Below are 25,853 nucleotides of genomic sequence, written 5' to 3'. Positions count from 1 at the left end.
GTCAGTGCACTTCCTTCAGTTCACGGTAGGCCGCCACCAGGGCGGCCGTGGACGGATCGAGGCCGGGCACGTCCGCGCCTTCGGTGAGGGCCGGTTCGACGCGCTTGGCGAGCACCTTGCCGAGTTCGACGCCCCACTGGTCGAAGGAGTCGATGTTCCAGATCGCGCCCTGGACGAACACCTTGTGCTCGTACAGCGCGATCAGCTGGCCGAGGACGGACGGGGTCAGCTCGGCGGCCAGGACGGTCGTGGTGGGGTGGTTGCCGCGGAAGGTCTTGTGCGGGACCAGCTCCTCCGGCACTCCCTCGGCGCGGACCTCGTCCGGGGTCTTGCCGAAGGCGAGGGCCTGGGTCTGGGCGAAGAAGTTGGCCATCAGCAGGTCGTGCTGGGCCTTGAGCTCGTCGCTCAGCTCGCCCACCGGCCGGGCGAAGCCGATGAAGTCGGCGGGGATCAGCTTGGTGCCCTGATGGATCAACTGGTAGTACGCGTGCTGCCCGTTGGTGCCCGGCGTGCCCCACACCACCGGCCCCGTCTGCCACTCCACGGGGTTCCCGTCGCGGTCGACGGACTTGCCGTTGGACTCCATGTCCAACTGCTGGAGGTAGGCGGTGAACTTCGACAAGTAGTGCGAGTACGGCAGCACCGCATGCGACTGCGCGCCCAGGAAGTCGCCGTACCAGACGCCCAACAGGCCGAGGAGCAGCGGCGCGTTGGCCGGGGCCTCGGCGTTGCGGAAGTGCTCGTCGACGATGCGGAAGCCGTCGAGCATCTCCCGGAAGCGGTCGGGGCCGATGGCGATCATCAGGGACAGCCCGATCGCCGAGTCGAAGGAGTAGCGGCCGCCGACCCAGTCCCAGAACTCGAACATGTTCGCCGTGTCGATGCCGAAGCCGGAGACCTTCTCGGCGTTCGTCGACAGCGCCACGAAGTGCTTGGCCACCGCCTTCTCGTCGCCCCCCAGCCCGTCCAGCAGCCACGAGCGCGCCGAGGTGGCGTTGGTGATCGTCTCGATGGTGGTGAAGGTCTTGGAGGCGATGACGAACAGTGTCTCGGCCGGGTCCAGGTCGCGGACCGCCTCGTGCAGGTCGGCGCCGTCCACGTTGGAGACGAAGCGGATCGTGAGCGAGCGGTCGGTGAAGGCGCGCAGCGCCTCGTAGGCCATCGCGGGGCCCAGGTCCGAGCCGCCGATGCCGATGTTGACGACGTTCCTGATGCGCCGGCCGGTGTGGCCGGTCCACTCGCCGGAGCGGACCCGGTCGGCGAAGCCGGCCATCTTGTCGAGCACGGCGTGCACCTTGGGGACGACGTTCTCGCCGTCGACCTCGATCACCGCGTCGCGCGGGGCGCGCAGCGCCGTGTGCAGCACGGCCCGGTCCTCGGTGATGTTGATGCGCTCACCGCGGAACATCGCGTCGCGCAGCCCGAACACGTCGGTCGCGGCGGCCAGTTCCTGGAGCAGGGCCAGCGTCTCGTCGGTGACCAGGTGCTTGGAGTAGTCGATGCGCAGGTCGCCGACGCGCACGACGTACCGCTCCGCCCGCCCGGGGTCCCGGTCGAAGAGCTCACGCAGGTCCGGGTGGGGCAGCGTGCCCTTGGCGTGGTCCGCGAGGGCGGTCCACTGAGGACGCTGGCTGAGCTTCGGGGTGTCAGACATGGACAGGGGTCTCCTTGCCGGCCTCGCCGCGCAGGGCGACGGCGTACATCTCGTCGGCGTCGAGGCGCCTGAGCTCCTCGGCGATCAGTTCGGAGGTGGGGCGCACCTTCAGGGCGACGGAGCGCGGGGGCTGCCCGGGGAGGGTCATCGTGGCGAGCGGGCCCTCCGGACGGTCGACGACGATCTCGCCGTTCGCCGTGCCCAGCCGGACGGCCGTGACGACCGGCCCGTCGGTGATCACGCGGTCCACGCGGACACCCAGGCGGGCCTCCAGCCAGCGGGCCAGCAGCTCGGCGGCCGGGTTGTCCGCCTCGGCCTCCACGACCGCCGAGGTCACCGGTACCCGGGCCTGGTCCAGGGCCGCCGCCAGCATCGAGCGCCACAGCGTCAGCCGGGTCCAGGCCAGGTCGGTGTCGCCGGGCGCGTACGCGCGGACCCGGCGCTCCAGGACCTCCATCGGCCGCTCGACCGTGTAGAGGTCGGTGATCCGGCGCTGGGCCAGCGCGCCCAGCGGGTCCTTCGCGGGGTTGTCCGGCGCCTCCACCGGCCACCACACGACCACCGGCGCGTCCGGCAGCAGCAGCGGCAGCACCACCGAGTCGGCGTGCTCGGACACCTCGCCGTACATGCGCAGGACGACGGTCTCGCCGGTGCCGGCCTCCGAGCCGACCCGGACCTCGGCGTCGAGGTGCGAGCGGGTGCGGTCGCGCAGATTGCGCGGGTGGCGCTTGATGACGACCAGGGTGCGCGAGGGGTGCTCGTGCGAGGCCTCCTCGGCGGCCTTGATCGCGTCGTAGGCGTTCTCCTCGTCCGTGACGATGACCAGCGTGAGCACCATGCCCACGGCCGGGGTGCCGATGGCCCGGCGGCCCTGCACCAACGCCTTGTTGATTTTGCTTGCCGTGGTGTCGGTCAGGTCGATCCTCATGGCCTGCGCCAGCTCCGTCCGTCTCGTGCGAGCATCTCGTCGGCTTCCCGGGGTCCCCAGCCGCCCGACGCGTACTGCGCGGGCTTGTCGTGCGAGGCCCAGTACTCCTCGATCGGGTCGAGGATCCGCCAGGACTCTTCCACCTCCTGGTGGCGCGGGAACAGGTTGGCGTCCCCCAGAAGAACGTCCAGGATCAGCCGTTCGTACGCCTCCGGGCTGGACTCGGTGAAGGACTCGCCGTACGCGAAGTCCATCGACACGTCCCGGATCTCCATCGACGTGCCCGGCACCTTGGAACCGAAGCGCACCGTCATGCCCTCGTCCGGCTGGACGCGGATGACGATGGCGTTCTCGCCCAGCTCCTCCGTCGCCGTGGAGTCGAAGGGGGAGTGCGGAGCGCGCTGGAAGACGACCGCGATCTCCGTGACCCGGCGGCCCAGACGTTTGCCGGTGCGCAGGTAGAAGGGGACGCCGGCCCAGCGGCGGTTGTCGACGCCGAGCTTGATCGCCGCGTAGGTGTCGGTGGTGGAGGCCGGGTCGATGCCCTCCTCCTCCAGATAGCCGGGCACCTGCGCGCCGCCCTGCCAGCCGCCCGCGTACTGCCCGCGCACCGTGTGCCCGCCCAGGTCGTCGGGCAGCCGCACGGCCCGCAGCACCTTGAGCTTCTCGGTGAGCAGCGACCGCGCGTCGAAGGCGGCCGGCTCCTCCATGGCGGTCAGCGCCATCAGCTGGAGCAGGTGGTTCTGGATGACGTCACGGGCGGCGCCGATGCCGTCGTAGTAGCCGGCCCGGCCGCCGATGCCGATGTCCTCGGCCATCGTGATCTGCACGTGGTCGACGTAGGACCGGTTCCAGATCGGCTCGTACATCTGGTTGGCGAAGCGCAGCGCCAGGATGTTCTGGACGGTCTCCTTGCCCAGGTAGTGGTCGATGCGGAAGACCTGCTCCGGATCGAACACCTCGTGGACCAGCGCGTTCAGGTCGCGGGCGCTGTCCAGATCGTGGCCGAACGGCTTCTCGATCACCGCGCGGCGCCAGGAACCGTCCGGGGCGTCGGTCAGCCCGTGCTTCTTGAGCTGCTGCACGACCTTCGGGAAGAACTTCGGCGGCACCGAGAGGTAGAAGGCGTAGTTGCCGCTGGTGCCGCGGGAGGCGTCCAGCTCCTCGACGGCCTTGCGCAGCTGTTCGAACGCGTTGTCGTCGTCGAAGTCGCCGGGGATGAACCGCATGCCCTCGGAGAGCTGCTGCCAGACCTCCTCGCGGAACGGCGTGCGCGCGTGCTCCTTGACCGCGTCGTGCACCACCTGGGCGAAGTCCTGGTCCTCCCAGTCCCGGCGGGCGAAGCCGACCAGTGAGAAGCCCGGCGGCAGCAGGCCGCGGTTGGCCAGGTCGTACACGGCCGGCATCAGCTTGCGGCGGGACAGGTCGCCGGTGACGCCGAAGATGACCAGCCCGGAGGGGCCGGCGATCCGGGGCAGCCGGCGGTCCTGCGGATCGCGCAGCGGATTGCTCCAGTCGAGCGGTGCCGCCGGCTCGACGCCCGCTCCGGCCGCGCCCTTGCCCTTCGCCCCCTTGGCGGCACGGTCCGTCGCGGACTTCTTCCCGCCCCGGGGAGCCTTCGCCCGGCCGGCCGCCTTCGCCGCCCCGGCGGCGCGGGCCTCCTCGGCCTCCTCGGCGTGCAGCGGTCCCGCCGCCTCCTGGGCCGCCCGGGCCTCCTTGGCTTCCTTCGTCGCCTTGGTCTCCTGGACCGCCGTAGCGGGATGCTCCTCGCTCATTCCCCGTCAACTCCCTTGCTGTCGAGGGACTTCGTCACGGCGGCGAGCAGGTCGTCCCAGGCCGCCTCGAACTTCGCCACGCCCTCTCGCTCCAACTGCTCCACCACCTCGTCGTACGACACGCCGAGCCGCTCCACCGCCGCGAGGTCGGCCCGGGCCTGGGCATACCCGCCGGTGACCGTGTCGCCCCGGACCTCGCCGTGATCGGCGGCGGCGTCCAGGGTGGCCTCCGGCATCGTGTTCACGGTGCCGGGAGCGACCAGCTCCTCCACGTACAGGGTGTCCCGGAATGCCGGGTCCTTCACCCCGGTCGACGCCCACAGGGGACGCTGGGGGTTGGCGCGGGCCCCCGCGAGGGCGGTGAACCGGTCGCCCGCGAAGACGTTCTCGTACGCCTCGTAGGCCAGGCGCGCGTTGGCCAGCGCGGCCTTCCCGCGCAGGCCGAGCGCTTCGTCCGTGGCGAGCAGCGTCAGGCGCTTGTCGATCTCGCTGTCGACGCGGGAGACGAAGAAGGACGCGACCGAGTGGATGCCGGCCAGGTCGGTCCCGGCCGCCTGCGCCTTCTCCAGACCGGCGAGGTAGGCGTCCATGACCTCGCGGTAGCGCTCCAGGGAGAAGATCAGCGTGACGTTGACGCTGATACCGGCGCCTATGACCTCGGTGATCGCCGGGATCCCGGCCTTCGTCGCCGGGATCTTGATCATCACGTTGGGGCGGTCGACCAGCCAGGCGAGCTGCCGCGCCTCGGCGACGGTGGCCCGCGTGTCGTGGGCCAGCCGCGGGTCGACCTCGATGGAGACCCGGCCGTCCCGGCCGCCGGTGGCGTCGTACACCTCGCGCAGTACGTCGGCGGCGGCGCGGACGTCGGCGGTGGTCATCATGCGGACCGCCTCGTCGACGGTGACGCCCCGGGTCGCGAGGTCGGCGAGCTGCTCCTCGTAGCCCTCGCCCGAGCCGATGGCGGCCTGGAAGATCGACGGGTTGGTGGTGACGCCGACGACGTTCTTCGTCCGGATCAGCTCGGCGAGGTTGCCGGACTCGATCCGCCGCCGCGACAGGTCGTCCAGCCAGACGGACACGCCCTGGTCGGCCAGGCGCCGCAGTGCTCCCGCGGTCGCGGTTGCTTCGGTCACAGTGATCATCTTCTCTTTCTGCTTCGCGGGGTTCGCAGGGTTCGCAGGGGGCTCAGCCGCAGGCGGCGGCCAGGGATTCCCTGGCGGCGGCGGCCACGTGCTCGGCGGTGAAGCCGAACTCGGTGAACAGGGTCTTGGCGTCGGCGGAGGCGCCGAAGTGCTCCAGGGAGACGATGCGGCCCGCGTCCCCGACGAACCGGTGCCAGGTCAGACCGATCCCGGCCTCCACGGCCACCCGGGCCCGCACGGACGGCGGCAGCACGCTCTCGCGGTACGCGCGGGGCTGCTCCTCGAACCACTCCACGGACGGCATCGACACCACGCGCGTGGCCGTGCCCTCGGCCTCCAGAGCCTCCCGCGCGGCCATCGCGAGCTGCACCTCGGAGCCGGTGGCGATCAGGACGACGTCCGGGGCGCCGGTGGAGGCGTCGGCGAGGACGTACCCGCCGCGGGCCGCGTCCGGGTCCGGCGCGTAGGTCGGTACGCCCTGGCGGGTGAGGGCGAGACCGTGCGGTGCCGGGTGGGTGGAGTGGCGGCGGAGGATCTCCGCCCACACGGTCGCGGTCTCGTTGGCGTCGGCGGGGCGGACCACGTTGAGTCCGGGGATCGCGCGCAGCGAGGCCAGGTGTTCGACCGGCTGGTGGGTGGGGCCGTCCTCGCCGAGGCCGACGGAGTCGTGCGTCCACACGTACGTCACCGGCAGCTGCATCAGCGCGGACATGCGGACCGCGTTGCGCATGTAGTCGGAGAAGACCAGGAAGGTGCCGCCGTAGATCCGGGTGTTGCCGTGCAGGGCGATGCCGTTCATCTCCGCGGCCATCGAGAACTCGCGGATGCCGAAGTGCACGGTGCGGCCGTACGGGTCGGCCTCGGGAAGCGGGTTGCCCGCCGGGAGGAAGGACGACGTCTTGTCGATGGTCGTGTTGTTCGAGCCGGCCAGGTCGGCGGAGCCGCCCCACAGTTCGGGCAGCACCGGGCCGAGCGCCTGGAGGACCTTGCCGGAGGCGGCGCGGGTGGCGACCGCCTTGCCGGTCTCGAACACCGGCAGGGAGTCCTCCCAGCCCTCGGGCAGCCGGCCGGCGACCACGCGGTCGAAGAGGGCCGCGCGCTCGGGGGCGGCGTCGCGCCAGGCGGCGATCCGCTTGTCCCAGGCGGCGTGCGCCTCCGCGCCCCGGTCCAGGGCCCGGCGGGTGTGGGCGAGGACCTCGCCGGAGACCTCGAAGGACCGCTCCGGGTCGAAACCGAGGACGCGCTTGGTGGCGGCGACCTCGTCCGCGCCGAGGGCGGAGCCGTGGGAGGCCTCGGTGTTCCGGGCGTTCGGGGCGGGCCAGGCGATGATCGTGCGCATGGCGATGATGGAGGGGCGCCCGGTCTCGGCCTTCGCCGCCGTCAGCGCCGCGTGCAGCGCGTGCACGTCCACGTCGCCGCTCTCGGCGGGCTCGATGCGCTGCGTGTGCCAGCCGTAGGCCTCGTACCGCTTCAGCACGTCCTCGGAGAACGCGGTCGCGGTGTCGCCCTCGATGGAGATGTGGTTGTCGTCGTAGAGGAGGACGAGGTTGCCGAGCTTCTGGTGGCCGGCCATCGACGACGCCTCGGCGGAGACGCCCTCCTGGAGGTCGCCGTCGCTGACGATCGCCCAGATCGTGTGGTCGAAGGGCGACTCGCCCTCCGGCGTCTGCGGGTCGAACAGGCCGCGCTCGTAGCGGACGGCCATCGCCATGCCCACCGCGTTGGCCACACCCTGGCCCAGCGGTCCCGTGGTGGTCTCCACGCCCGCCGTGTGCCCGTACTCCGGGTGGCCCGGCGTCTTCGAGCCGTGCGTGCGGAAGGCCTTGAGGTCGTCCAGCTCCACCTCGTACCCGGCCAGGAAGAGCTGGGTGTAGAGGGTCAGCGAGGTGTGGCCGGGGGAGAGGACGAAGCGGTCACGGCCGGTCCACTCGGGATCGGCGGGGTCGTGACGCATCACCTTCTGAAAGATCGTGTACGCGGCCGGGGCGAGGGCCATCGCCGTGCCGGGGTGGCCGTTCCCCACCTTCTGCACGGCGTCGGCCGCGAGGACACGGGCGGTGTCGACGGCACGCCGGTCGAGTTCGGTCCATTCGAAGCGGTCCGCGCTGTCCACTGTCTGCTTGCTCGACTGCGTGCTCATCTTCAAGAAATCCTCGATCGGAGCGGAGTAGCTGGTCTGACGTGTTCAAACTTAAAAGTCTGACTTTTGGGAGTGAAGGTCGAGGTGTGCCAGCCTGTGGTGAAACTGGGACACGCCCCGGCCGCGGGGCGCACGGCGGGACGGCGCGAGAAGGACATGGCGGACGAAAACATCCAAGACGGTGGCGACGGCCGGAGCGCCGACGGCGGTGACGGGATCAGAACGTTTCCCTTCCCGGTCGATCTCAGCCTCCTCGGAGTCGGCATGCAGGTCGGGCCCATGGGCGCCGGCCGCACCTGGCACGCGCACGCCCCGCTGCACCGCGTGCACCGCATCGACTTCCACATCGTCATGCTCTTCACCGGCGGCCCGGTCCGTCACATGATCGACTTCGCCGAGTACGAGGCGTCGGCCGGCGATCTGCTGTGGATCCGTCCCGGACAGGTCCACCGCTTCGCGCCCGGGAGCGAGTACCGCGGAACGGTGCTCACCATGCAGCCCGGCTTCCTGCCCCGCGCCACCGTCGAGGCCACCGGCCTCTACCGCTACGACCTGCCGCCGCTGCTCCACCCCGACGAGGCGCGCCTCGCCGGACTCACGGCGGCGCTCGACCAGTTGCGGCGCGAGTACGAGGACGCGGCCACCCTGCCGCTGAGCCTGCACACCGCCGTGCTGCGCCACACGCTGTCCGCGTTCCTGCTGCGCCTGGCGCACCTGGCGGCCGGCTCCGCGCGGGAAGGAAGGGCGGACGCGCCGGGGGACACCACCTTCACCCTCTTCCGGAACGCGGTCGAGCGGGGCTTCGCCACCAACCACAGCGTCAGCGCCTACGCCGACGCGCTCGGTTACTCCCGCCGCACCCTGGTCCGCGCGGTGCGCGCCGCCACCGGCGAGACGCCCAAGGGATTCATCGACAAGCGCGTCGTCCTGGAGGCCAAGCGGCTCCTCGCCCACACCGAGATGCCGATCGGCCGGGTCGGCGCGGCCGTCGGCTTCCCGGACGCGGCCAACTTCTCCAAGTTCTTCCAGCAGCACACGGACCAGACGCCGGCGGCCTTCCGGGCGGAGCTGCGCTGAGCGGACCGGTCCCCGGACGCGACGAAGGGCCCCACGCGACGAAGGGCCCCACGGCGCGTGGGGCCCTTGCGCCCTCCTGCGGGGGCCGGATGCCGCTCAGTGACCGAAGCCGAACCAGTTCACGTTCACGAAGTCGGCGGGCTGGCCGCTGGTGAAGGTCAGGTAGACGTCGTGGGTGCCGGTCACCGGGGTGATGTTCGCCGGGATCGTGCGCCACGACTGCCAGCCGCCCGTGTTGCCCACGGCGAAGCTGCCGACCGGCGTGCTGGAACGGCTGTCCAGGCGCACCTCGACCAGACCGCTGACCCCGGCGGCCGCACCGCTCGCCACCCGGGCCTTGAACTGGGTCGCCGCGCTCGAACCGAACTTCACGCCCTTGTACTGCACCCAGTCGCCGTTCGCGAGGGCGCCGAGGTTGCTCCCGCCGCCCGAGTCCGAGCTGCCCTCGGTCATCGTGCCGGACTGGGCGTCGTACGACTCGGCCTCGATGGCGCTGTAGGCGTCACGGTCGCCACCGGTCGGGGGCGGCGTGGTACCGCTCCCATCGGCCGACAGCACCTGGACGTAGTCCACGAGCATGGAGTGGCCGGGCTGGGTGCCGCCGTCCGGGCCGCCGCCGAAGGCGTCCGGGAAGCCGCCGCCCATCGCCACGTTCAGGATGATGAAGTAGCCGTGGTTCGTGGCGTTCGCCCAGGTCGTCGCGTCGACCTGGTTCTCGCGGACGGTGTGGAAGTTGTTGCCGTCGACGGAGAAGCGGATCTCCTCGACGCTCGTGGAACGGTCCCACTCCACCCGGTAGGTGTGGAAGCCCGCCTGGCAGGTGGCGCCGGGACACGGGGTGTTGCCGCCGATACCGCTGGTCTCGTTGCAGGGGCCGCCGGGGGAGGTGCCGCAGTGCAGCGTGGACCACACCGTGTTGAGACCCTGGGTGTTCTCCATGATGTCGATCTCGCCGACACCGGGCCAGTTCCAGTAGTTGCCCCGGTAGGGCGCGCCGAGCATCCAGAACGCCGGCCAGTAGCCCTTGGCCGCCGCCCCGGTGACGTTCGGGACCTGGATGCGGGCCTCGACGCGCAGCGTGCCGCCGGCCGGGGGCTCGAAGTCGGCGCGCTTGGTCTCGATGCGGCCCGAGGTCCAGTTGCCGGCGCCGTCGCGCCGCGGGGTGATGCGCAGGTTGCCGCTGCCGTCGAGGGAGACGTTGTCCGGGGACGACGTCATCGTCTCGATCTCGCCGGTGCCCCAGTTGGCGGGGCCGCCGGGGTACGAGGTGCCGGTGTCGTACTGCCAGTTCGCGGTGTTCACGCCGGAGCCGGCCGCGCCGTCGAAGTCGTCGGCGAAGACCTGCGTCCAGCCGGACGGGGGCGGGGGCACGGCCGCGCCCGCCGACGGACCGGTCACGGCCGTCGCCGCCGCGGCGAGACCGAGCGTGCCGACGACGGCCACCAGCGCCCGGCGCAGCGGCCGGCGTCTGGGCGGGTTGCCGGATGTCTGACTCATGTGGGGGTCGCCTCTCGATGCGGGAGTGGGAAGCGGTACGCCCGAGCGCGCTCCGGGGCCTCTGGGGACTCCGGGTGAGGAGGGCTTGCCTTTGAGAGCGCTCTCAGAGTGCGGCCAATGTGCTCCCGGCCGCCTCCGCCGTCAAGAGGTGAAGCCGAGAAAGTCCTTGCGGAGCAGGGGAGTTCAGCCCGTGAACGTCGTGAACGTCACGAAAGTGCCGGGCCGGGCGCGTGCTCCGGCCCCGGTGAGGAGGGATGTCCGGGCGCCGGTCCAGTGCACGCGAGCCGGCACCCCGCCGTGCCATGATCGGCGCCGGACGGGAGTGCGGCCGGCGACGGAAGGGTGCGGACGTGAGGCTGACGATGCTGGGCGGCGGCGGATTCCGCGTGCCGCTCGTGTACGGGGCGCTGCTCGGGGACCGCGCCGAGGGACGCGTGAGCGACGTCGTCCTGTACGACACGGACGCGTCCCGCCTGACGGCGATGACCCGGGTACTGGCCGAGCAGGCGGCCCCGGTGCCCGGAGCGCCGGAGGTGACCGCGACGACCGACCTGGACGAGGCGCTGCGCGGCGCCGACTTCGTGTTCTCCGCGATCCGCGTCGGCGGCCTCCAGGGGCGGGCCGACGACGAACGGGTGGCGCTCGCCGAGGGCGTCCTCGGGCAGGAGACGGTCGGCGCGGGCGGCATCGCGTACGGGCTGCGGACCGTGCCGGTCGCCGTCGACATCGCCCGCCGGGTGGCGCGGCTGGCGCCGGACGCCTGGGTCATCAACTTCACCAACCCGGCGGGACTGGTCACCGAGGCCATGTCCCGGCACCTCGGCGACCGCGTCATCGGCATCTGCGACTCGCCGGTCGGACTCGGCCGCCGCGTCGCCCACGTGCTGGGCGCCGACCCGGACCGCGCCTTCGTCGACTACGTCGGCCTCAACCACCTGGGCTGGCTGCGCGGCCTGCGCGTCGACGGACGCGACGAACTCCCGCGGCTGCTCGCCGACCCGGGGCTGCTCGGCTCCTTCGAGGAGGGCCGGCTCTTCGGCCCCGAGTGGCTGCGCTCCCTCGGCGCGATCCCCAACGAGTACCTGCACTACTACTACTTCAACCGGGAGACCGTCCGCGCCTACCAGGAGGCCGACCGCACCCGCGGCGCGTTCCTGCGCGACCAGCAGGCCCGCTTCTACGACGAGATGCGCCGTCCCGACGCCCCGGCCCTGGCCACCTGGGACCGCACTCGCGCCGAACGCGAGGCCACCTACATGGCCGAGAACCGCGAGACGGCGGGCGCCGGCGAACGCGAGGCCGAGGACCTGTCCGGGGGCTACGAGAAGGTGGCGCTGGCGCTGATGCGGGCCGTCGCGCGCGACGAACGCGCCACTCTGATCCTCAACGTCCGCAACCGCGGCACGCTCTCCGTCCTCGACCACGACGCGGTGATCGAGGTCCCCTGCCTGGTCGACGCGAACGGCGCCCACCCGATGGCCGTCGACCCGCTGCCGGACCACGCCACCGGCCTGGTCTGCGCGGTCAAGGCCGTCGAGCGCGACGTCCTGACCGCGGCCGGGACCGGCTCCCGCGCGGCGGCGGTACGGGCCTTCGCCCTGCACCCCCTCGTCGACTCGGTCGACGTCGCCCGCCGCCTCGTCGACGGCTACCGGGCCGTGCACCCGGGGCTGGCCTACCTCAGGTGAGCCCCACCGGCGCGGAGGTCGCCGCCGCCTGCGCGGCCGAAGCCGGCCGTCCCGGTTCCGGTACGGGCGTCGGGGCCGGGACGGCCGAGAGGTCCGGGCGCTGGCCGGGCACCGACACCGGGCGCAGGGGACGCGGCCCGGACACCACCGCGTAGTCCTGCCCCAGGAACGGCGGCTCCAGCCGACCCGGGTCGTCCCCGAGCGCCAGCCGGACCGCCGCCCACGGCGCGTTGACGCCGCACAGCGCCAGCTGGTGCAGCCCCCCGGCCGGGCGGGTGTTGACGTCCATCAGGACCGGCCGGTCGCCGTACATCCGGAACTGCACGTTGGACAGGTGGTGCAGCCCGAACGTCTCGGCGATCCGCCGCGCCGGTGCCAGCCACTGCTCGTGCAGGGTGAACCCGCGGCGGCGGCCGTTCTTGGTGCGGCCCACGGCGAGACGGACCCGGTTGTCGGGCCCGGTGAGGCAGTCCACCGAGACCTCCGGCTCCTCCAGGCGCGGCATCACCAGCCAGTCCACGGGCTCCTCGGCCGCCCGCAGCGCCTCGACGACCAGGGGCAGCGGCACGGTCGGGCTCGGGAAGCCGTTCAGCTGCGCGAGGGAGAAGGGATCCCGGGTGACCATCCGGAAGCCCACACCGCCCGCGCCGGACGCCGGCTTGAAGCACGCCCGGTCGCCGCCCGCCTCCAGCTCCTCCACCGCGTGGACCAGCTCCTCGGCCGTGCGGACCCGCCACCACGGCGGCACCGGCACGCCGACGGCCCGGACCGCCTCGTAGGCGATCACCTTGTCACCGAACAGGGCCACCGCCTCCGGCGACGGCGCGAGCAGGGCCGTACCCGCCGCCTCGAACTCCGCGCGGTGCGCCACGACCGCCGACTGGTGCAGCCGGGGCACGAACACGTCGATGCCGCGCCGCGCGCACTGGTCCAGCGCGTACTCGACGTACCCCGCGGGGGACAGGCCCTCCGGCTCCAGGTCGGCGGTGTCCGCGGCGGCCAGCACGGGGGAGTCCGGATCGCCGTGCGTGGCATGGATCTCGACGGCCCGGTCGGCGGGATTTCTCCGGAGCTGATCAATGAAGAAGACGTTCTCCGCGTACGTGCGGTTGAGCCAGACGCGTACGGGAGAAGCCATGCAAGCCGCCTTCCAGGGTTCGCGGGCAGGGCGAAGCGGGCCGTGCCCGGCCAGGGGTTTGGAGGGTCACCGAGCCGCTCTGCGCGAGGAATGGGGCGTGGCGGTGGTGTTGGGGCGATCATAGGGGTACGCGTGGCCCCGAGCGCAACGCGCGTCACACGGATGCCTCGGCCCGGCCGTGCGGCTGCCTCCGCGGCGGGCGGCGCCGGGTCGCCTTGTGACCGGGGCGGCGCATGTGGTCTCGTGGCGTCGAACGCGCGTCGGGGAAGGGGTGGGGGATGACATCGAGGGCCGTTGCTCCGGGGAAGCTGTGGGCCATCAGTGACCTGCACATCGGTTACGAGGAGAACCGGGCCCTGGTGGAGCGGATGCCCCCCGCATCCGGTGACGACTGGCTCCTGGTGGCCGGCGACGTGGCGGAGACCGTCGCCGACGTCCGCTGGGCCCTCGGGACCCTCGCGGACCGCTTCCGCCGGGTCGTCTGGGTGCCGGGCAACCACGAACTGTGGACGCACCCCAAGGACCCGGTCGCGCTGCGCGGCGTCGCCCGCTACGAACACCTCGTCGAGATGTGCCGCGAGCTGGGCGTGACCACCCCCGAGGACCCCTACCCCGTCTGGGAGGGTGCGGGCGGCCCCGCGGTCGTCGCGCCGCTCTTCCTCCTGTACGACTACTCGTTCCTGCCCCCGGGATGCGCGACCAAGGCCGAGGGCCTGGAGTACGCCCACGGCACCGGCATCGTGTGCAGCGACGAGTACCTGCTGCACCCCGACCCGTATCCCAGCCGCGAGGCCTGGTGCCGGGCACGGGTCGCCGAGACCGGGCGCAGGCTCGCGGAGATCCCAGCGGACCTGCCGGTGATCCCGGTCAACCACTATCCGCTGCACCGGCACCCCACCGACGTCCTGTGGTACCCCGAGTTCGCCATGTGGTGCGGCACCTCGCTGACCGCGGACTGGCACCGCAGGTTCCGGGTCGACACCATGGTCTACGGGCATCTGCACATCCCGCGTACCACCTGGCACGAGGGGGTCCGCTTCGAGGAGGTGTCGGTGGGCTACCCGCGCGAGTGGCGCAAGCGGTCCGGGCCGCCCGGACGGCTGCGCCTCATCCTGCCGACGACCGCGACGGCAGCGGCAGCGGAGTCGGCGGCGGCGAAGTCGGCTTCGGCGCCCGTGGCGCCGTCGGGCCCGGAGGCGACCAGGTGATCGAGGAACTGCTGCCCGGCACCGTCGTCGCGGTCGAGGCGTGCGGCCACGACGACGCCGGACACCTGCCCCTCTACCCGGAGGAGGAGGCGATCGTCGCCCGGGCGGTCGCCAAGCGGCGCCGGGAGTTCACCGTCGTGCGGTCCTGCGCCCGCCGGGCCATGGAGAAACTCGGCGTGCCCCCGCAGCCGGTGACGACCGGCGAGCGCGGCGCCCCGCGCTGGCCGGCCGGCCTCGCCGGCAGCATGACCCACTGCGACGGCTACTGCGCCGCCGCCCTGGTCCGCCTGACCGACCTGGCCTCCCTGGGCATCGACGCCGAACCCGACGGGCCGCTCCCGGACGGCGTCCTGGAGACCATCGCCCTCCCCGCCGAGACGGCCCGTCTGCGGCGACTCGACGGGGCGCGGCCCGGCATCCACTGGGAGCGGCTGCTGTTCAGCGCCAAGGAGTCGGTCTACAAGGCGTGGTACCCCCTCACCGGGCGGTGGCTGGACTTCACGGAGGCGGACATCGAGATCGCCGTCGACCCGGCCGACCCGCGCCGCGGCACCCTGCGTGCCGAACTGCTGGTGCCGGGACCGACCGTCGACGGCAGGCGGCTGAGCCACTTCGACGGCCGCTGGACCGCACGCGACGGCCTGCTCGCCACGGCGATCACGGTCCCGCACACCTGAACGGCGACCGGGAAGCCCCCCGGCGCGGTCAGGCGGGCGGGCACCAGTCCCGCAGCAGCCGGAAGAACGCCTCCTCGTTGCCGGTCAGTCCCGCCGCCTCGAGAGCCTGCTCGGCCTCCGCCAGCACGGAGGGCGGGACGACGGGCGGCCGGGCAGGGACGCCGGGCCCCGCCCCGGAGTCGAGACCGGCCCGCACGGTGTGCAGGAGCCGCAGGTAGGCCTGAACGGCGGTGCGTTCGTGGTCGGTCAGTACGGCGGTGGTCATCGGTCGGCTCTCCCCACAACGACGTCAGCGGTCACGCGCCCCCACACGGCGGCGGCACCCTCCCAGCTTGCCGCTCACCACTGACAATCCCCTCCAGCCGCGCCTGGATCCCGGCTCCGCCCGCACCGATCGGGCCATCGGCCCGGCCGGGCGACAGCCCTACGACTCGGGTCGCTTGACGCTCTCCAGGAGCATGTCCAGCCACTCGGCGACCTTGTCGCGGTGCTGGTCGGTGGGCAGTTGCGCGGCCCGCCAGGCGATGCCGCGCACGGCGTGGTCCTGGAGCAGCCGCTCGAGCGGGTCGTCGGCGGCGGCCGCGGCCTCCCGTTCCCGGTCGGCGAGTTGCTGGAGCAGCTCCTGCTCGGTGCGCTGGAGGGCGCCCGAGAGCGCCTCGGGGTCCTCGGCGGTGAGGAACCCGGCGTGCACCCGGAAGAAGCGCTGAATGGCGTCGCAGTGCTCCATCGTGGGGCGCCGGTCGCCGTTGATGAGCGCGCCGGCCTGCTGCCGCGACATCCCCGCGCCGTCGGCTATCTCCTGCTGGGTGTACTTGCGGCCGTTCGGTTTCAGCCGGGTGTGGCGCAGCAGGTCCAGGCGCTGCACGAACCGGGTCTGGACGTCGGGCTCGCCCGCCGGCCGGCCGCCGAGCAGGGCACCGACGACCGGTTCGGGGACGCCGCAGGCGGCGGAGAGCCGGCCGACGTCGAACACCTCGGTGTGCGGCACGCCGAGCCGGTCCGCGAGTGCGCCGACCCGGGCGACGACGGCGGTCAGCGTGGTGATCGGCATGGTGCCCGGACCTTCGAAGCCACCCGTCACCGACAGCTCTCCTACGTCTCTCACAGGCCTCACAGGCTTCTCACAAGCAGTTGCCGTGAACTTCCCGGAGAGTAGCCTGCCGCTCGAACTCACATCCAGGCATCGCCACAACTGTGGCCTATTTCAGCCGTCAACAGGCACGAAATGCCACGATAGTTGACACGCCCGGCGTCGGGGCGCCAGGATGCGGACGCCGCGAGAAGGCCGCATAGGCAAGAGGGGTGACCTCCCGATGGCATTTCAGGCAGGAGGGCAGCGGTCGGCGCCGCGGCCCGCCCCCGCGACCCCCGAGGCCCAGGCGTATCTCCAGGACTACGCCGCGCTCCTGGACGCCGTCCCCTTCCCCTCTCTCGTCGTCGACCACCGCTGGGACGTGGTGCTCGCCAACGGTGCCTTCCGGACACTCTTCCAGGGTGCGGGACCGCATCCGACGGCCATGCCGGACGACAACTTCCTGCGGTTCGTCCTCTTCCACCCGGACGCCTCCACGGTCCTCGGCGAGCACGAGTCGAGCTGGTGCCTGCCCATGCTGGCCCACTTCGCCGCCACCCTGGAGCGGTACGGCCACGACCCGGGCCTGCAGGCCGTGCGCCGGGACATCGCCCAGGACCCGATCATGGAGGCCGCCTACCGCCAGGGCCTGCCGCACTGGATCCGCGCCGTCGGAGCCCGGGCCGTGGAACACGACGGTGCCGTACGGCCGCTGCACCACCCCGACCCGCGCCGGGGCACCACCGAGTGCCGGGTCGTGGTCGAAACCCCCAGGGCGCTCGAGGAGTCGGGCTACACCCGGCTGACACTGGTCCTGCGGGAGCCGCGCCGCACCGCACACCGGCCGCCACGTGCCCGCCGTGCCTCCTCCCACCTGAGGGTCGTCCCCGCCGGCGAGTGACCGGGAGTCACCGGCGCCGTCCGCGCGGATCCGCGCGTCCCCCACCGGCCCCTCGGCGCCCCGTGCCGCGAAGTTACCCGTGCGTTCCGCACGTCGGAGTGATGACAGCGGCAACTGTGCGCGGCCGCACACCGCGTGACAGCGTCGTCCCCGTCAGCGACCGACGGGAGGGCGAAGGCGTGAACAAGGGCTATGCCGTGTACTGCGACGCGGACCCGTACTTCTACGACGCCCCGCACCGCACGGCTTCCCGCACCGGGGCCCCGGGCTCCCGCTACGCCGCGGCGTCCCGGCCCGTACCGGAGGGATGGCAGCGCCACGAGAGCGGGGACTGGCTCGCGCTGCGCCCGGTCGACGCCGATCTGCCCGACCAGGGGTGGAAGATCCACGTCTCCGCCTGCCTCGACAACGCGGAGTCCGTGCTCGACCGCGTGTGGCGACACTGCGTCGCGGGCGGTACGGCCTTCAAGTTCGTGCCCGGCCGCTACCTGCTGCACCAGCGCAACGCCAAGTACGCCGACCGGGCCGGCAGCGGCAAGTTCGTCACCGTGTACCCGGCGGACGAGGCGGAGTTCGAACGCCTCGTGGGGGAGCTGTCCGAGCTGCTGGCCGGCGAGCCCGGACCGCACATCCTGAGCGACCTGCGCATCGGCGAAGGGCCCGTGCACGTCCGCTACGGCGGCTTCACCCGGCGCGACTGCTACGACGCGGAGGGGGAACCGCGGCCGGCCGTGGCCCGCCCCGACGGCGTGCTGGTCCCCGACCCGCGCGGCCCGGTCTTCCGCGTCCCGGACTGGGTGAGCCCGCCCGCCTTCCTGCGCCCCCACCTCGACGCCCGCTCCGCGGTGACCGTGACCGGCCTGCCGTACACCGTCGAGTCGGCGCTGCACTTCTCCAACGGCGGCGGCGTCTACCTCGCCCGCGACACCCGCACCGGGGATCGGGTCGTCCTCAAGGAGGCCCGTCCGCACGCCGGTCTCGCGGCCGACGGCGCCGACGCCGTGACCCGGCTGCACCGTGAACGCCGGGCACTGGAGCGGCTGTCGGGCCTCGACTGCACGCCCGAGGTGCTCGACCACGTGACGGTGGGGGAGCACCACTTCCTGGTCCTGGAACACATCGACGGCAAGCCGCTCAACACGTTCTTCGCCCGCCGCCATCCGCTCATCGAGGCCGACCCGGGTGAGCGGCGCCTGGCCGAGTACACCGCCTGGGCCCTCGACGTCCACGCGCGGGTGGAACGCGCCGTCGAGGCCGTCCACGCCCGGGGCGTGGTCTTCAACGACCTGCACCTGTTCAACATCATGATCCGGGACGACGACAGCGTCGCCCTCCTCGACTTCGAGGGGGCCCACCACGTCGGCGAAGCCGGCCGGCAGACCGTGGCGAACCCCGGGTTCGTGGCGCCCGCCGACCGGCGGGGCGTGGCGGTCGACCGGTACGCGCTGGCGTGTCTGCGGCTCGCGCTGTTCCTCCCGCTCACCAGTCTGCTGGCGATCGACCGGCACAAGGCCGCGCATCTCGCGGACGTGGTCGCGGAGCAGTTCCCCGTGGACCGGGCCTTCCTGGACACCGCGGTCGACGAGATCACACGCGGGACCGGCGCCCCCGCGTCGCGACAGCCCGGCGGACCGGCGCCGCGACAGCCCGCCGCCCTCGCGACGCCCCGGCCCGCCGGGCCGGTGGTGCCGGTCCGGCCCGACGACTGGCCGCGCAGCCGGGAGTCCATGGCCGCCGCGATCCGCGCCTCCGCGACACCGTCCCGCCCGGACCGCCTCTTCCCCGGCGACATCGCGCAGTTCGCCACCGCCGGCGGCGGGCTGGCCTTCGCCCACGGCGCGGCGGGGGTGCTGTACGCCCTGGCCGAGAGCGGAGCGGGACGGGACGAGGAAGGCGAGCAGTGGCTGCTGGAGCGGACCAAGGAGCCGCCCTCGGGCATGCCCCTCGGCTTCCACGACGGGCTCGCCGGAATCGCCTGGACCCTGGACCGCCTCGGCCACCGCGCCCGCGCCCTCGACCTCACCGAACTTCTCCTGGCCCAGCCCCTCGACCGCCTCGGCCCGGACCTGTACGGCGGCACCGCCGGCCTCGGCCTGGCCCTGGACTCGCTGGCCCGGACCACCGGCGAGGCCGCGCCGCACGCGGCGGCCCTGCGCTGCGCCGAGCTGACCGCCGACGGCGCGCCGGCCGACCGGGTGAGCGGCGGCCGCGCCCGCGCCGGACTGCTCCGCGGCGGCGCGGGGCGGGCGCTGCTCTTCCTCCGCCTGTTCGAACGCACCCGGGACTCCGCCCTCCTCGACCTCGCCCGAGAGGCGCTGCGACAGGACCTCGCCCGTTGCGTCAGGGGCGCGGGCGGCGCGCTGCAAGTGGACGAGGGCTGGCGCACCATGCCCTACCTGGGCGCGGGCAGCGTGGGCATCGGCATGGTCCTCGACGACTATCTGGCGCACCGGGCCGACGAGGAGTTCGCGCAGGCCGGGGACGAGATCGTCGCGGCGGCCCGGGCGATGTTCTACGCCCAGCCCGGCCTCTACCGCGGCGTGGCCGGCATGGTGCTGCACCTGGGCCGCACCACGGCCACCGCGCCCGGTACCGGCCCGCGTGCCGTGCGACGCCAACTCGACGCACTGTCCTGGCACGCCATGTCCTACCGCGACCGGCTGGCCTTTCCCGGTGAGCAGATGATGCGCCTGTCCATGGACCTGTCCACCGGAACGGCGGGCTGCCTGCTGGCCGTCGCCTCCGTCCTCGGCGACGCGCCCGCCGGGCTGCCGTTCCTGCCGCCGCCGCGGAAGCGGGCGGCGGCCCCCGACTCGGCCCCGCCAGGGGTCGTGACACCAGCACACCCGATGCCGAACGAGAGGAAGACATCATGAACCTGTTCGACCTTCAGTCGATGGAGACGCCCAAGGAAGAGGCCATGGGGGACGTCGAGACCGGCAGCCGCGCGAGCCTCCTGCTCTGCGGCGACAGCAGCCTGAGCATCACCACCTGCAACTGACGCAGGGGTTGACGGCCACGGCGGCGTGCTGAGGCACGTCGCCGGGCGCGGGCGCCCCGGGCTGCCGCCCGGGGCGCCGACGTCTGTTCGCGCGGGACGTACGGAGGTTTTCGCTGGTGCGAACGAGCAGGCCCGCGGCGCGTCAGGCACCCGGGAGCCGGAACGGGAGCCCGAAAGGCAGCGGGAACGGCAGCGGGAACGGGAGCCTGAACGGGCGGCGGAGCGGGACCGACGGCTCGGCGCCCGGGCGGTCGCTGGAAGCACTGGTGCTGCTCTGCTCGGCCGGAGCGGCCCTGGCGGCCGTGGCCCAGCCCTTCGTTCTCGGCCGCACCCTGGATCTGCTGCTGCGCGACGGCGACGCGGGCCGGTGGCTCCCGTGGAGCGCCGGGCTGCTCCTGGGCGAACTGCTGCTGGACAGCGCGACCTCCCTGTTCACCGGACGCTGCAACGCCACCTGGACGGCGTCCGTCCGCGCCCACGCCCTGCGCGGACTGCTGCGCACCGCACCCGACCACGCCCTGCCCCACCCGCCGGGGGACGTCGGCACCCGCCTGACCCTCAACGCCGCGGACGCGGGCGGCGCCCCGGCCGCCCGGGCGGCGCTGGCCGCCGCACTGATCACCCCGCTCGGCGCCCTCGTGGCGCTGGCCTTCGTCGACCCGTGGGTGGCCCTCTGCGTGCTGACCGGTCTGCCCGCCCTGGCGCTGGTCCTGCGGTCCTTCGCCCGCGACACCGGCGCCACGGTCGCCGCCTACCAGCGCACCCAGTCCCTGATCGCCTCCCGGCTGCTCGAAGCCCTGGACGGCGCGGCCACCATCGGCGCCGCCGGGACCGCGGACCGCGAACGCGCCCGCGTTCTGGCCCCGTTGACGGAACTGGCCGCCCAGGGCCGGCACATGTGGGCGCTGCACGGACGGGCCCTCGGCAGGAGCGGCGTCCTGGTCCCGGCACTGACGCTGACCGCCACCGCCGTCGGCGGGCTGCGCCTGGCGGCCGGCGAACTGAGCGTGGGCGACCTGCTCGCCGTCGGCCGGTACGCGCAGCTGACCGCCGGCGTCGGCGGCGCCGCGTCCCTGCTCGGGGCGATCGTACGGGCCCGCCAGGCGCGGCACCGGACCCTGGAGCTGGAGCGGATGCCCGCGCAGGCGTACGGAACGCGGCGGCTGCCACCGGGCGGCCCGGGAGAGCTCGAACTGCGCGGAGTGCGCGTGGTGCGGGACGGCCGACTGGTCCTGTGCGCCGACCGGGTGCGGGTACCGGGCGGCAGCACCGTCGCCGTGGTCGGCCGCGGCGGAGCGGGCAAGTCCGTCCTGGCGGCCGTGGCGGGGCGGCTGATCGACCCGGACGAGGGGCAGGTGCTGCTGGACGGCGTCCCGCTCGACCGGTTGACGCACGAGGCGCTGCGCACCGAGGTGACCTACGCCTTCGAACGCCCCGTACTGGGCGACGGCACGGTCGCCGCAGCGATCGCCGCCGGGGCGCGACGGCCGTCGGGGGAGCAGGTGCGGCAGGCGGCCCGCGCGGCGGGCGCCGACGGCTTCGTACGCCGGTTGCCGCACGGCTACGACACCCCGCTGCCGCGGGCACCCCTTTCGGGCGGGGAACACCAGCGTCTGGGACTGGCGAGAGCGTTCGCGCACGCCGGCCGTCTGCTGGTGATGGACGACGCGACGTCCAGCCTGGACACGGCCACGGAGCACGGGGTGAACCTGGCCCTGCGCCGCTCGGTACGCCCCGGGACCAGGCTCGTCGTCGCGCACCGCCCGTCGGTGGCGGACCGGGCGGACCTGGTGCTCTGGCTGGAGGAGGGGCACGTGCGCGCCGTCGGCACCCACCGCGACCTGTGGAACACGGTCGGCTACCGCGCGGTCTTCGCCACCGGCACGGGAGCCGGGACGGCGGGCGCCGACACCGACGACAGCGGGGCCGGGACGCCGGGCGAGGAGACCGTACGCCGTCCCGAGCCCGAGCAGGCGCGTCCGTGACGTCCGCCGGAATCCCCCGCACACCGGTCCCCGACGACGGGGCCCGGGACGCCGGTGCGGGTGCGCTGCGCCGCCTCGCGCCGCCCGCGCGTCGGTTCCTCGCCCACCGCAAGGGCGTGCTGGTGCGGCTCGCGCTCTGGTCGCTGGCCGAGTCCGGGCAGGCGTTCCTGGTGGGTCACGCGGTCGCCCGCTGCGTCGACGACGGGTTCCTCGCCGGTGATCCGCGCCGGGGGTTGCTGTGGCTCGCGGTCGCCCTGGTCGCCGTGCTCTCGGGCGCCCCGGTCGTCCGGGGCGTGTTCGCACAGCTCTCCGGGCTGACGGAGCCGCTGCGCGACGCCCTGGTACGGCGTGCGGTCGACCGGTCGATGGCCCGGGCTGCCCCGGGCGGGCCGGGCGGGACGGACCGGGCGGCCGTGTCGCGGCTGACGAACCAGGTCGAGATCGCCCGGGACAGCTTCGCGGGTCTCGTCCTCACCCTGCGTTCCTTCGTCTTCACCGCCGTCGGCGCCCTGCTCGGCCTGCTGTCCCTGCACCCCGCCCTCCTCGTGGTGGTCCTGCCTCCGCTGGTGGCGGGCCTCGCGCTGTTCCTCGCCACGCTGCGGCCCATGGCGGCCGCCCAACGCCGCGCGCTGGCGGCCGACGAGGCACTGGGCGACCACGCGGCGCGCTCGCGTGCGGCCTTGCGGGACCTCGCCGCCTGCGGGACCGGGCCCGGGGCGGAGCGGCGTGGCGCGGACCTGGTCGCCGACGCCGCGGCCCAGGCCCGGACGCTGGCCGGATGGGCGGCGGTGCGCACGGCGGCGCTCGGGGTCGCGGGCCACCTGCCCGTGCTCGCGCTGCTGGTGGCGGTTCCGTGGCTGCGCGGACGAGGGGTGAGTGCGGGGGCGCTGCTGGGTGCGTTCACCTACCTCGTCCAGTCCCTTCTGCCCGCCCTGCACACGCTGATGACCGCGCTGGGCGCGGCCGGGGCCCGGCTGCTGGTCGTCCTCGACCGGATCCTCGGCCCGGAGCCGGGCGCCGCCGGCCCGCCGGAGGCCTGCGCGGCGAGCACCGCCGAGGGCCGCGACCGGGGCCGGTTGCGCGGCACCGGCGTGCGGACACCGGCCGTCGGCGGGCACCCGGTGCCCCGGGCAGCGGTCCCGGCGGTGGAACTGCGGTCCGTCACCCTGTCCTACGGCGTCCGTGCCGAGCCCGTACTCGACGCGCTCGACCTGCGCGTCGCCCCCGGTGAACACCTCGCCGTCGTCGGACCGAGCGGCATCGGCAAGTCGACCCTCACCCGCCTCGTCGCGGGGACGCTCGCGCCGAGCCGCGGCGAGGTGCGCGTGGCCGGAGGCGTGGTGACGGGGCGCCCCGCCGTCGAACTGGCCGCCCTGCGCGTACTGGTCCCGCAGGAGGCGTACGTGTTCTCCGGCACCGTCGGCGACAACCTCGGGTATCTCAACCCGCACGTGCGCCGGGCCGAACTCGGGGCGGCGGTGCGGGCGTTCGGCCTCGAGCCACTGGTCGAGCGCCTGGGCGGACCGGACGGGTCGGTGCGGCCCGCTGAACTGTCACCGGGGGAGCGGCAGTTGGTCGCGCTGGTCCGCGCGTACCTGTCACCGGCCCCCCTGCTGCTGCTCGACGAGGCCACCTGTCATCTCGACCCGGCCTCCGAGGCCCGGGCGGAGGAGGTCCTGGCGGGACGGCCCGGAACGCTGGTCGTGGTGGCGCACCGCCTGTCCTCGGCGATCCGCGCCGACCGCACCCTGGTGCTGGACGGCGAGCGGGCGGAGTGCGGCACCCACGGCGAGTTGCTGGCCCGTTCGCCTCTCTACCGGGATCTGACGGGCCACTGGCACGCGTGACCGGCGCGGCGGCCGTGGCCCACGGCCGCCGTCCAGGTACGCCGCGGACGGCGCCGTGGCCGCGTCAGGTCCACCCGGCGCTCTGGACGATGCGGATGGCGTCGACCCGGTTGCGGGCGCCCACCTTCCGGACCGCCGTGGCCAGGTAGTTGCGGACCGTTCCCCGGGACAGGTGCAGGCGCGCCGCGATCTCGGCGATCGGCGCCCCCTGCGAGGCCAGGGCCAGGACGCCCAGTTCCCTCGTGGTCAGCGGCATCTCCGCACCCTTCAGCAGGGCCACGGTGAGCGTCTCGTCCAGGAAACGCTCGCCCTTGGCGACCGTGTGCACGGCCGTGATCAGACGGTGGGCCGGGGCGTTCTTGTCGACCAGTCCGAGGGCGCCCCCGTCGAACGCCCGGCGCAGCACTCCGGGCCGCTTGGCGGTGGTCAGGACGACGAGACGGTCTCCGTACCGGGCCCGCAGGAGCGCGGCGCGTCCGCCGTCCGGCCCCGTCAGACACTCCCCGTCCACGACACAGGCGTCGGCCGGCAACGCCTCACGCTCCGGACCCTCGGCCTCCGGACACTGCGGGAACACGTCCAGCGTGTCGTCCGATCTGAGCAGTTGCACCAGCGCCGACCGCAGCAGTTTCTCGTCGTGCACCACGACAATGCGAACCATCTCCCCCACCCCTTGTCAGCGGCGGTCCCGTTCGGACCGCCGGGCTCTTCGCGCGCCCCCGCGCCACCGGCCATGTGCCCCCATCCGGGTCGGCGGAACACCACGCGTACGCGCGTGCGAACCGCATCGGAGTCAATTCGCCGTCGTCAGGGCCCTGTCGGGGGACGTGCCGGAGCGGCGACCGTGTGAAGAAGGGCGGATAACACACCAATCCGCGGGCGGCGCCGTGTCGTGCGGACGCCGACGAGGGGCGGCCGTCTCCGCGTCCCGGGCCCCGGCATCCTGGCCAGGGCGGGTGCCGTCCCCCGGAGCACTCGACGGCCGGGCCGGAACGGACCGGAGTACGACCGCTGCCGGGCCCGGCCGAAAAGCGCCGCCGCCCAATCTGGCGCGAAAGGCACCGCCCCGGTCGGCACCCGGCACTGTCGGTGGCTGCCCCTAGTCTTTGGCCAACGCACAGCGGAGCGTGTCGATTCAGGACCGTTCCGCCTGCTGTGCCGTGGTTCCTGGCGGTGGGGAGAGGCGAAGAACTGATGGGTTGGCTGGCAGCGGGCGACACGTACGAAGTCGCGCTGGTGGAGGGCCGGGTGGTGGCACGGTCCACGTCGGCGGAGTCCCGCACGAAGTCCCCGGCGAAGCCCCCGGGGAAGGTGGAGCGGACCCTGCCCGCGGAGATACGGGACCGTCCCGAGGTGCTCGAACTCCAGCGCTTCGCCGAGTGGCTGGACCGGCACGCCGCCGAGTGCGCGGCCCAGGTCGATCACTGGATGGTGTCCTCGCTGCCGGTGCCGACCGGGCTGCTCGCCCGGGTCTGGCCCGACGAGGCGTGGCAGGCGGCCCTGCGCGACATCGTCGTGGTCGGAGCGGGCCCCCACGAGGTCGGTTTCCTGCGCGACGCCGACGAGACGGACGGACTGCGGGTGGTGAACCTGGACGGCGAGACCGTCCGCCTGGCCGCCCCCACGGTGACCATGCCCCACCCCGTGCTCCTCCCCGGCCTGGAGGAACTGCGCGCCTTCGCCGCCGAGTCGGGCGTGCAGCAGGGTGTCGAGCAGATCCACCGCGCCACTTGGCTGAAGCCCGCCGGCGCCGACGGCCGCGCCCACTCGGTCACCGAGTTCGCGGGCGCCGAGTACCGCTCGTGGTTCCACCTCTCCTCCCGGGCCACCTCCCTCGGCTACCAGGTCTCCCGCAGCAGCGTCGTCGACGTCGTCCGGGACGCCGGACACATCGTGACCGCCTCCGTCGGCATGAGCGACCCCTACACCGAGGAGAAGGCGTGGACCGGCAGCCTGACCTGGCACCACGAGGACGGTCACCACAGCCTCCCGCTGAGCGAGGTCGGCCCCGTCGCCTGGTCCGAGGGCATGCGCATGGCCGCGGCCCTGCACGCGGGCCGCACCGTCCCCACGGACGACGCCCGGTGAACGCCCCGCCCGCACGCACACCCACGAAAGGCACG

General features: G+C 73.5%; 20 protein-coding genes. 10 read left to right on the top strand and 10 right to left on the bottom strand.

Features of this window, described 5'->3' with window-relative positions; genetic code table 11:
• Window position 1: 1 nt before the first annotated feature.
• Genes pgi through tkt form a run of 5 tightly spaced genes read right to left on the bottom strand, consistent with a single transcriptional unit; the run spans window position 2 to window position 7,639 of the window.
• Window positions 2-1,654, bottom strand: coding sequence for a glucose-6-phosphate isomerase (gene pgi / locus OHA99_RS04360; protein WP_405694175.1), 1,653 nt, complete (start codon window positions 1,652-1,654; stop codon window positions 2-4).
• On the bottom strand, window positions 1,647-2,582 hold the full coding sequence (gene opcA, locus OHA99_RS04355) for a glucose-6-phosphate dehydrogenase assembly protein OpcA (RefSeq protein ID WP_054101838.1): 936 nt from the start codon (window positions 2,580-2,582) through the stop codon (window positions 1,647-1,649). Before opcA ends, pgi begins: the two co-directional genes overlap by 8 nt.
• Window positions 2,579-4,357 (bottom strand): glucose-6-phosphate dehydrogenase, encoded by a 1,779-nt coding sequence (gene zwf, locus OHA99_RS04350; RefSeq protein ID WP_405694172.1) that lies wholly within the window; start codon window positions 4,355-4,357, stop codon window positions 2,579-2,581. Before zwf ends, opcA begins: the two co-directional genes overlap by 4 nt.
• Window positions 4,354-5,499, bottom strand: a complete 1,146-nt coding sequence (gene tal / locus OHA99_RS04345) for a transaldolase (RefSeq protein WP_153176901.1) — start codon at window positions 5,497-5,499, stop codon at window positions 4,354-4,356. The genes zwf and tal overlap by 4 nt, the downstream gene beginning before the upstream one ends.
• Before the next feature lie 43 nt (window positions 5,500-5,542).
• Window positions 5,543-7,639 carry a transketolase gene (gene tkt / locus OHA99_RS04340; RefSeq protein ID WP_405694169.1) on the bottom strand — a complete coding sequence of 699 codons (2,097 nt, stop codon included), beginning with the start codon at window positions 7,637-7,639 and terminating at the stop codon, window positions 5,543-5,545.
• 156 nt (window positions 7,640-7,795) lie between these two features.
• Here tkt and OHA99_RS04335 point away from each other — a divergent pair, with 156 nt between their 5' ends.
• Complete coding sequence (locus tag OHA99_RS04335) at window positions 7,796-8,716, top strand: AraC family transcriptional regulator (protein WP_153181665.1); 921 nt, start codon at window positions 7,796-7,798, stop codon at window positions 8,714-8,716.
• A 96-nt stretch (window positions 8,717-8,812) separates the two neighbouring features.
• Here OHA99_RS04335 and OHA99_RS04330 read toward each other — a convergent pair whose 3' ends face one another.
• Window positions 8,813-10,213 carry a glycoside hydrolase family 16 protein gene (locus OHA99_RS04330; RefSeq protein ID WP_153176899.1) on the bottom strand — a complete coding sequence of 467 codons (1,401 nt, stop codon included), beginning with the start codon at window positions 10,211-10,213 and terminating at the stop codon, window positions 8,813-8,815.
• A 350-nt stretch (window positions 10,214-10,563) separates the two neighbouring features.
• Here OHA99_RS04330 and OHA99_RS04325 point away from each other — a divergent pair, with 350 nt between their 5' ends.
• A complete protein-coding gene (locus OHA99_RS04325) occupies window positions 10,564-11,901 on the top strand; it encodes a 6-phospho-beta-glucosidase (RefSeq protein ID WP_194279855.1) in 1,338 nt (445 codons plus the stop codon).
• On the opposite strand, the gene OHA99_RS04320 is transcribed toward OHA99_RS04325, so the two are convergent.
• On the bottom strand, window positions 11,894-13,039 hold the full coding sequence (locus OHA99_RS04320) for an ATP-grasp domain-containing protein (protein WP_153176898.1): 1,146 nt from the start codon (window positions 13,037-13,039) through the stop codon (window positions 11,894-11,896). The two genes, OHA99_RS04325 and OHA99_RS04320, sit on opposite strands and share 8 nt — an antisense overlap.
• Before the next feature lie 278 nt (window positions 13,040-13,317).
• Between OHA99_RS04320 and OHA99_RS04315 the strand changes: the two genes are divergently transcribed.
• On the top strand, window positions 13,318-14,247 hold the full coding sequence (locus OHA99_RS04315; protein ID WP_153176897.1) for a metallophosphoesterase: 930 nt from the start codon (window positions 13,318-13,320) through the stop codon (window positions 14,245-14,247).
• Window positions 14,244-14,924: a 4'-phosphopantetheinyl transferase gene (locus tag OHA99_RS04310; RefSeq protein ID WP_153176896.1), complete on the top strand. Its 681-nt coding sequence runs from the start codon at window positions 14,244-14,246 to the stop codon at window positions 14,922-14,924. The genes OHA99_RS04315 and OHA99_RS04310 overlap by 4 nt, the downstream gene beginning before the upstream one ends.
• Before the next feature lie 28 nt (window positions 14,925-14,952).
• Here OHA99_RS04310 and OHA99_RS04305 read toward each other — a convergent pair whose 3' ends face one another.
• Together OHA99_RS04305 and OHA99_RS04300 are read right to left on the bottom strand one after the other, a co-directional pair.
• Window positions 14,953-15,189, bottom strand: coding sequence for a hypothetical protein (locus OHA99_RS04305; protein WP_153176895.1), 237 nt, complete (start codon window positions 15,187-15,189; stop codon window positions 14,953-14,955).
• Window positions 15,190-15,348: 159 nt separating this feature from the next.
• Window positions 15,349-16,005, bottom strand: coding sequence for a helix-turn-helix transcriptional regulator (locus OHA99_RS04300; RefSeq protein ID WP_153176894.1), 657 nt, complete (start codon window positions 16,003-16,005; stop codon window positions 15,349-15,351).
• Between the two features lie 232 nt (window positions 16,006-16,237).
• On the opposite strand from OHA99_RS04300, the gene OHA99_RS04295 reads away from it, so the two are divergent.
• The 5 genes from OHA99_RS04295 (at window position 16,238) to OHA99_RS04275 (ending at window position 23,730) form a co-directional block, all read left to right on the top strand.
• Window positions 16,238-16,897: a hypothetical protein gene (locus OHA99_RS04295; RefSeq protein ID WP_164381653.1), complete on the top strand. Its 660-nt coding sequence runs from the start codon at window positions 16,238-16,240 to the stop codon at window positions 16,895-16,897.
• 179 nt (window positions 16,898-17,076) lie between these two features.
• Window positions 17,077-19,773, top strand: coding sequence for a class III lanthionine synthetase LanKC (gene lanKC, locus OHA99_RS04290; protein ID WP_153176892.1), 2,697 nt, complete (start codon window positions 17,077-17,079; stop codon window positions 19,771-19,773).
• Window positions 19,770-19,898, top strand: coding sequence for a SapB/AmfS family lanthipeptide (locus tag OHA99_RS04285; protein WP_003972313.1), 129 nt, complete (start codon window positions 19,770-19,772; stop codon window positions 19,896-19,898). The genes lanKC and OHA99_RS04285 overlap by 4 nt, the downstream gene beginning before the upstream one ends.
• A gap of 83 nt (window positions 19,899-19,981) precedes the next feature.
• Window positions 19,982-21,883: an ATP-binding cassette domain-containing protein gene (locus tag OHA99_RS04280; RefSeq protein ID WP_405698891.1), complete on the top strand. Its 1,902-nt coding sequence runs from the start codon at window positions 19,982-19,984 to the stop codon at window positions 21,881-21,883.
• Window positions 21,880-23,730, top strand: coding sequence for an ATP-binding cassette domain-containing protein (locus OHA99_RS04275; RefSeq protein ID WP_405694160.1), 1,851 nt, complete (start codon window positions 21,880-21,882; stop codon window positions 23,728-23,730). Before OHA99_RS04280 ends, OHA99_RS04275 begins: the two co-directional genes overlap by 4 nt.
• Before the next feature lie 64 nt (window positions 23,731-23,794).
• Here OHA99_RS04275 and OHA99_RS04270 read toward each other — a convergent pair whose 3' ends face one another.
• The gene (locus OHA99_RS04270; protein ID WP_194279854.1) at window positions 23,795-24,400 is read right to left on the bottom strand and encodes a response regulator transcription factor; all 606 of its coding nucleotides are present in this window, start codon (window positions 24,398-24,400) and stop codon (window positions 23,795-23,797) included.
• Between the two features lie 524 nt (window positions 24,401-24,924).
• Here OHA99_RS04270 and OHA99_RS04265 point away from each other — a divergent pair.
• Window positions 24,925-25,818: a DUF4132 domain-containing protein gene (locus tag OHA99_RS04265; protein ID WP_405694156.1), complete on the top strand. Its 894-nt coding sequence runs from the start codon at window positions 24,925-24,927 to the stop codon at window positions 25,816-25,818.
• Window positions 25,819-25,853: the final 35 nt, after the last annotated feature.

The organism is Streptomyces coelicoflavus (genome assembly GCF_045041415.1).
Classification (GTDB): domain Bacteria; phylum Actinomycetota; class Actinomycetes; order Streptomycetales; family Streptomycetaceae; genus Streptomyces; species Streptomyces coelicoflavus.
The sequence above is the reverse complement of the archived record's forward strand: the minus strand, read 5'-3'. Positions and strand labels throughout refer to the sequence as shown.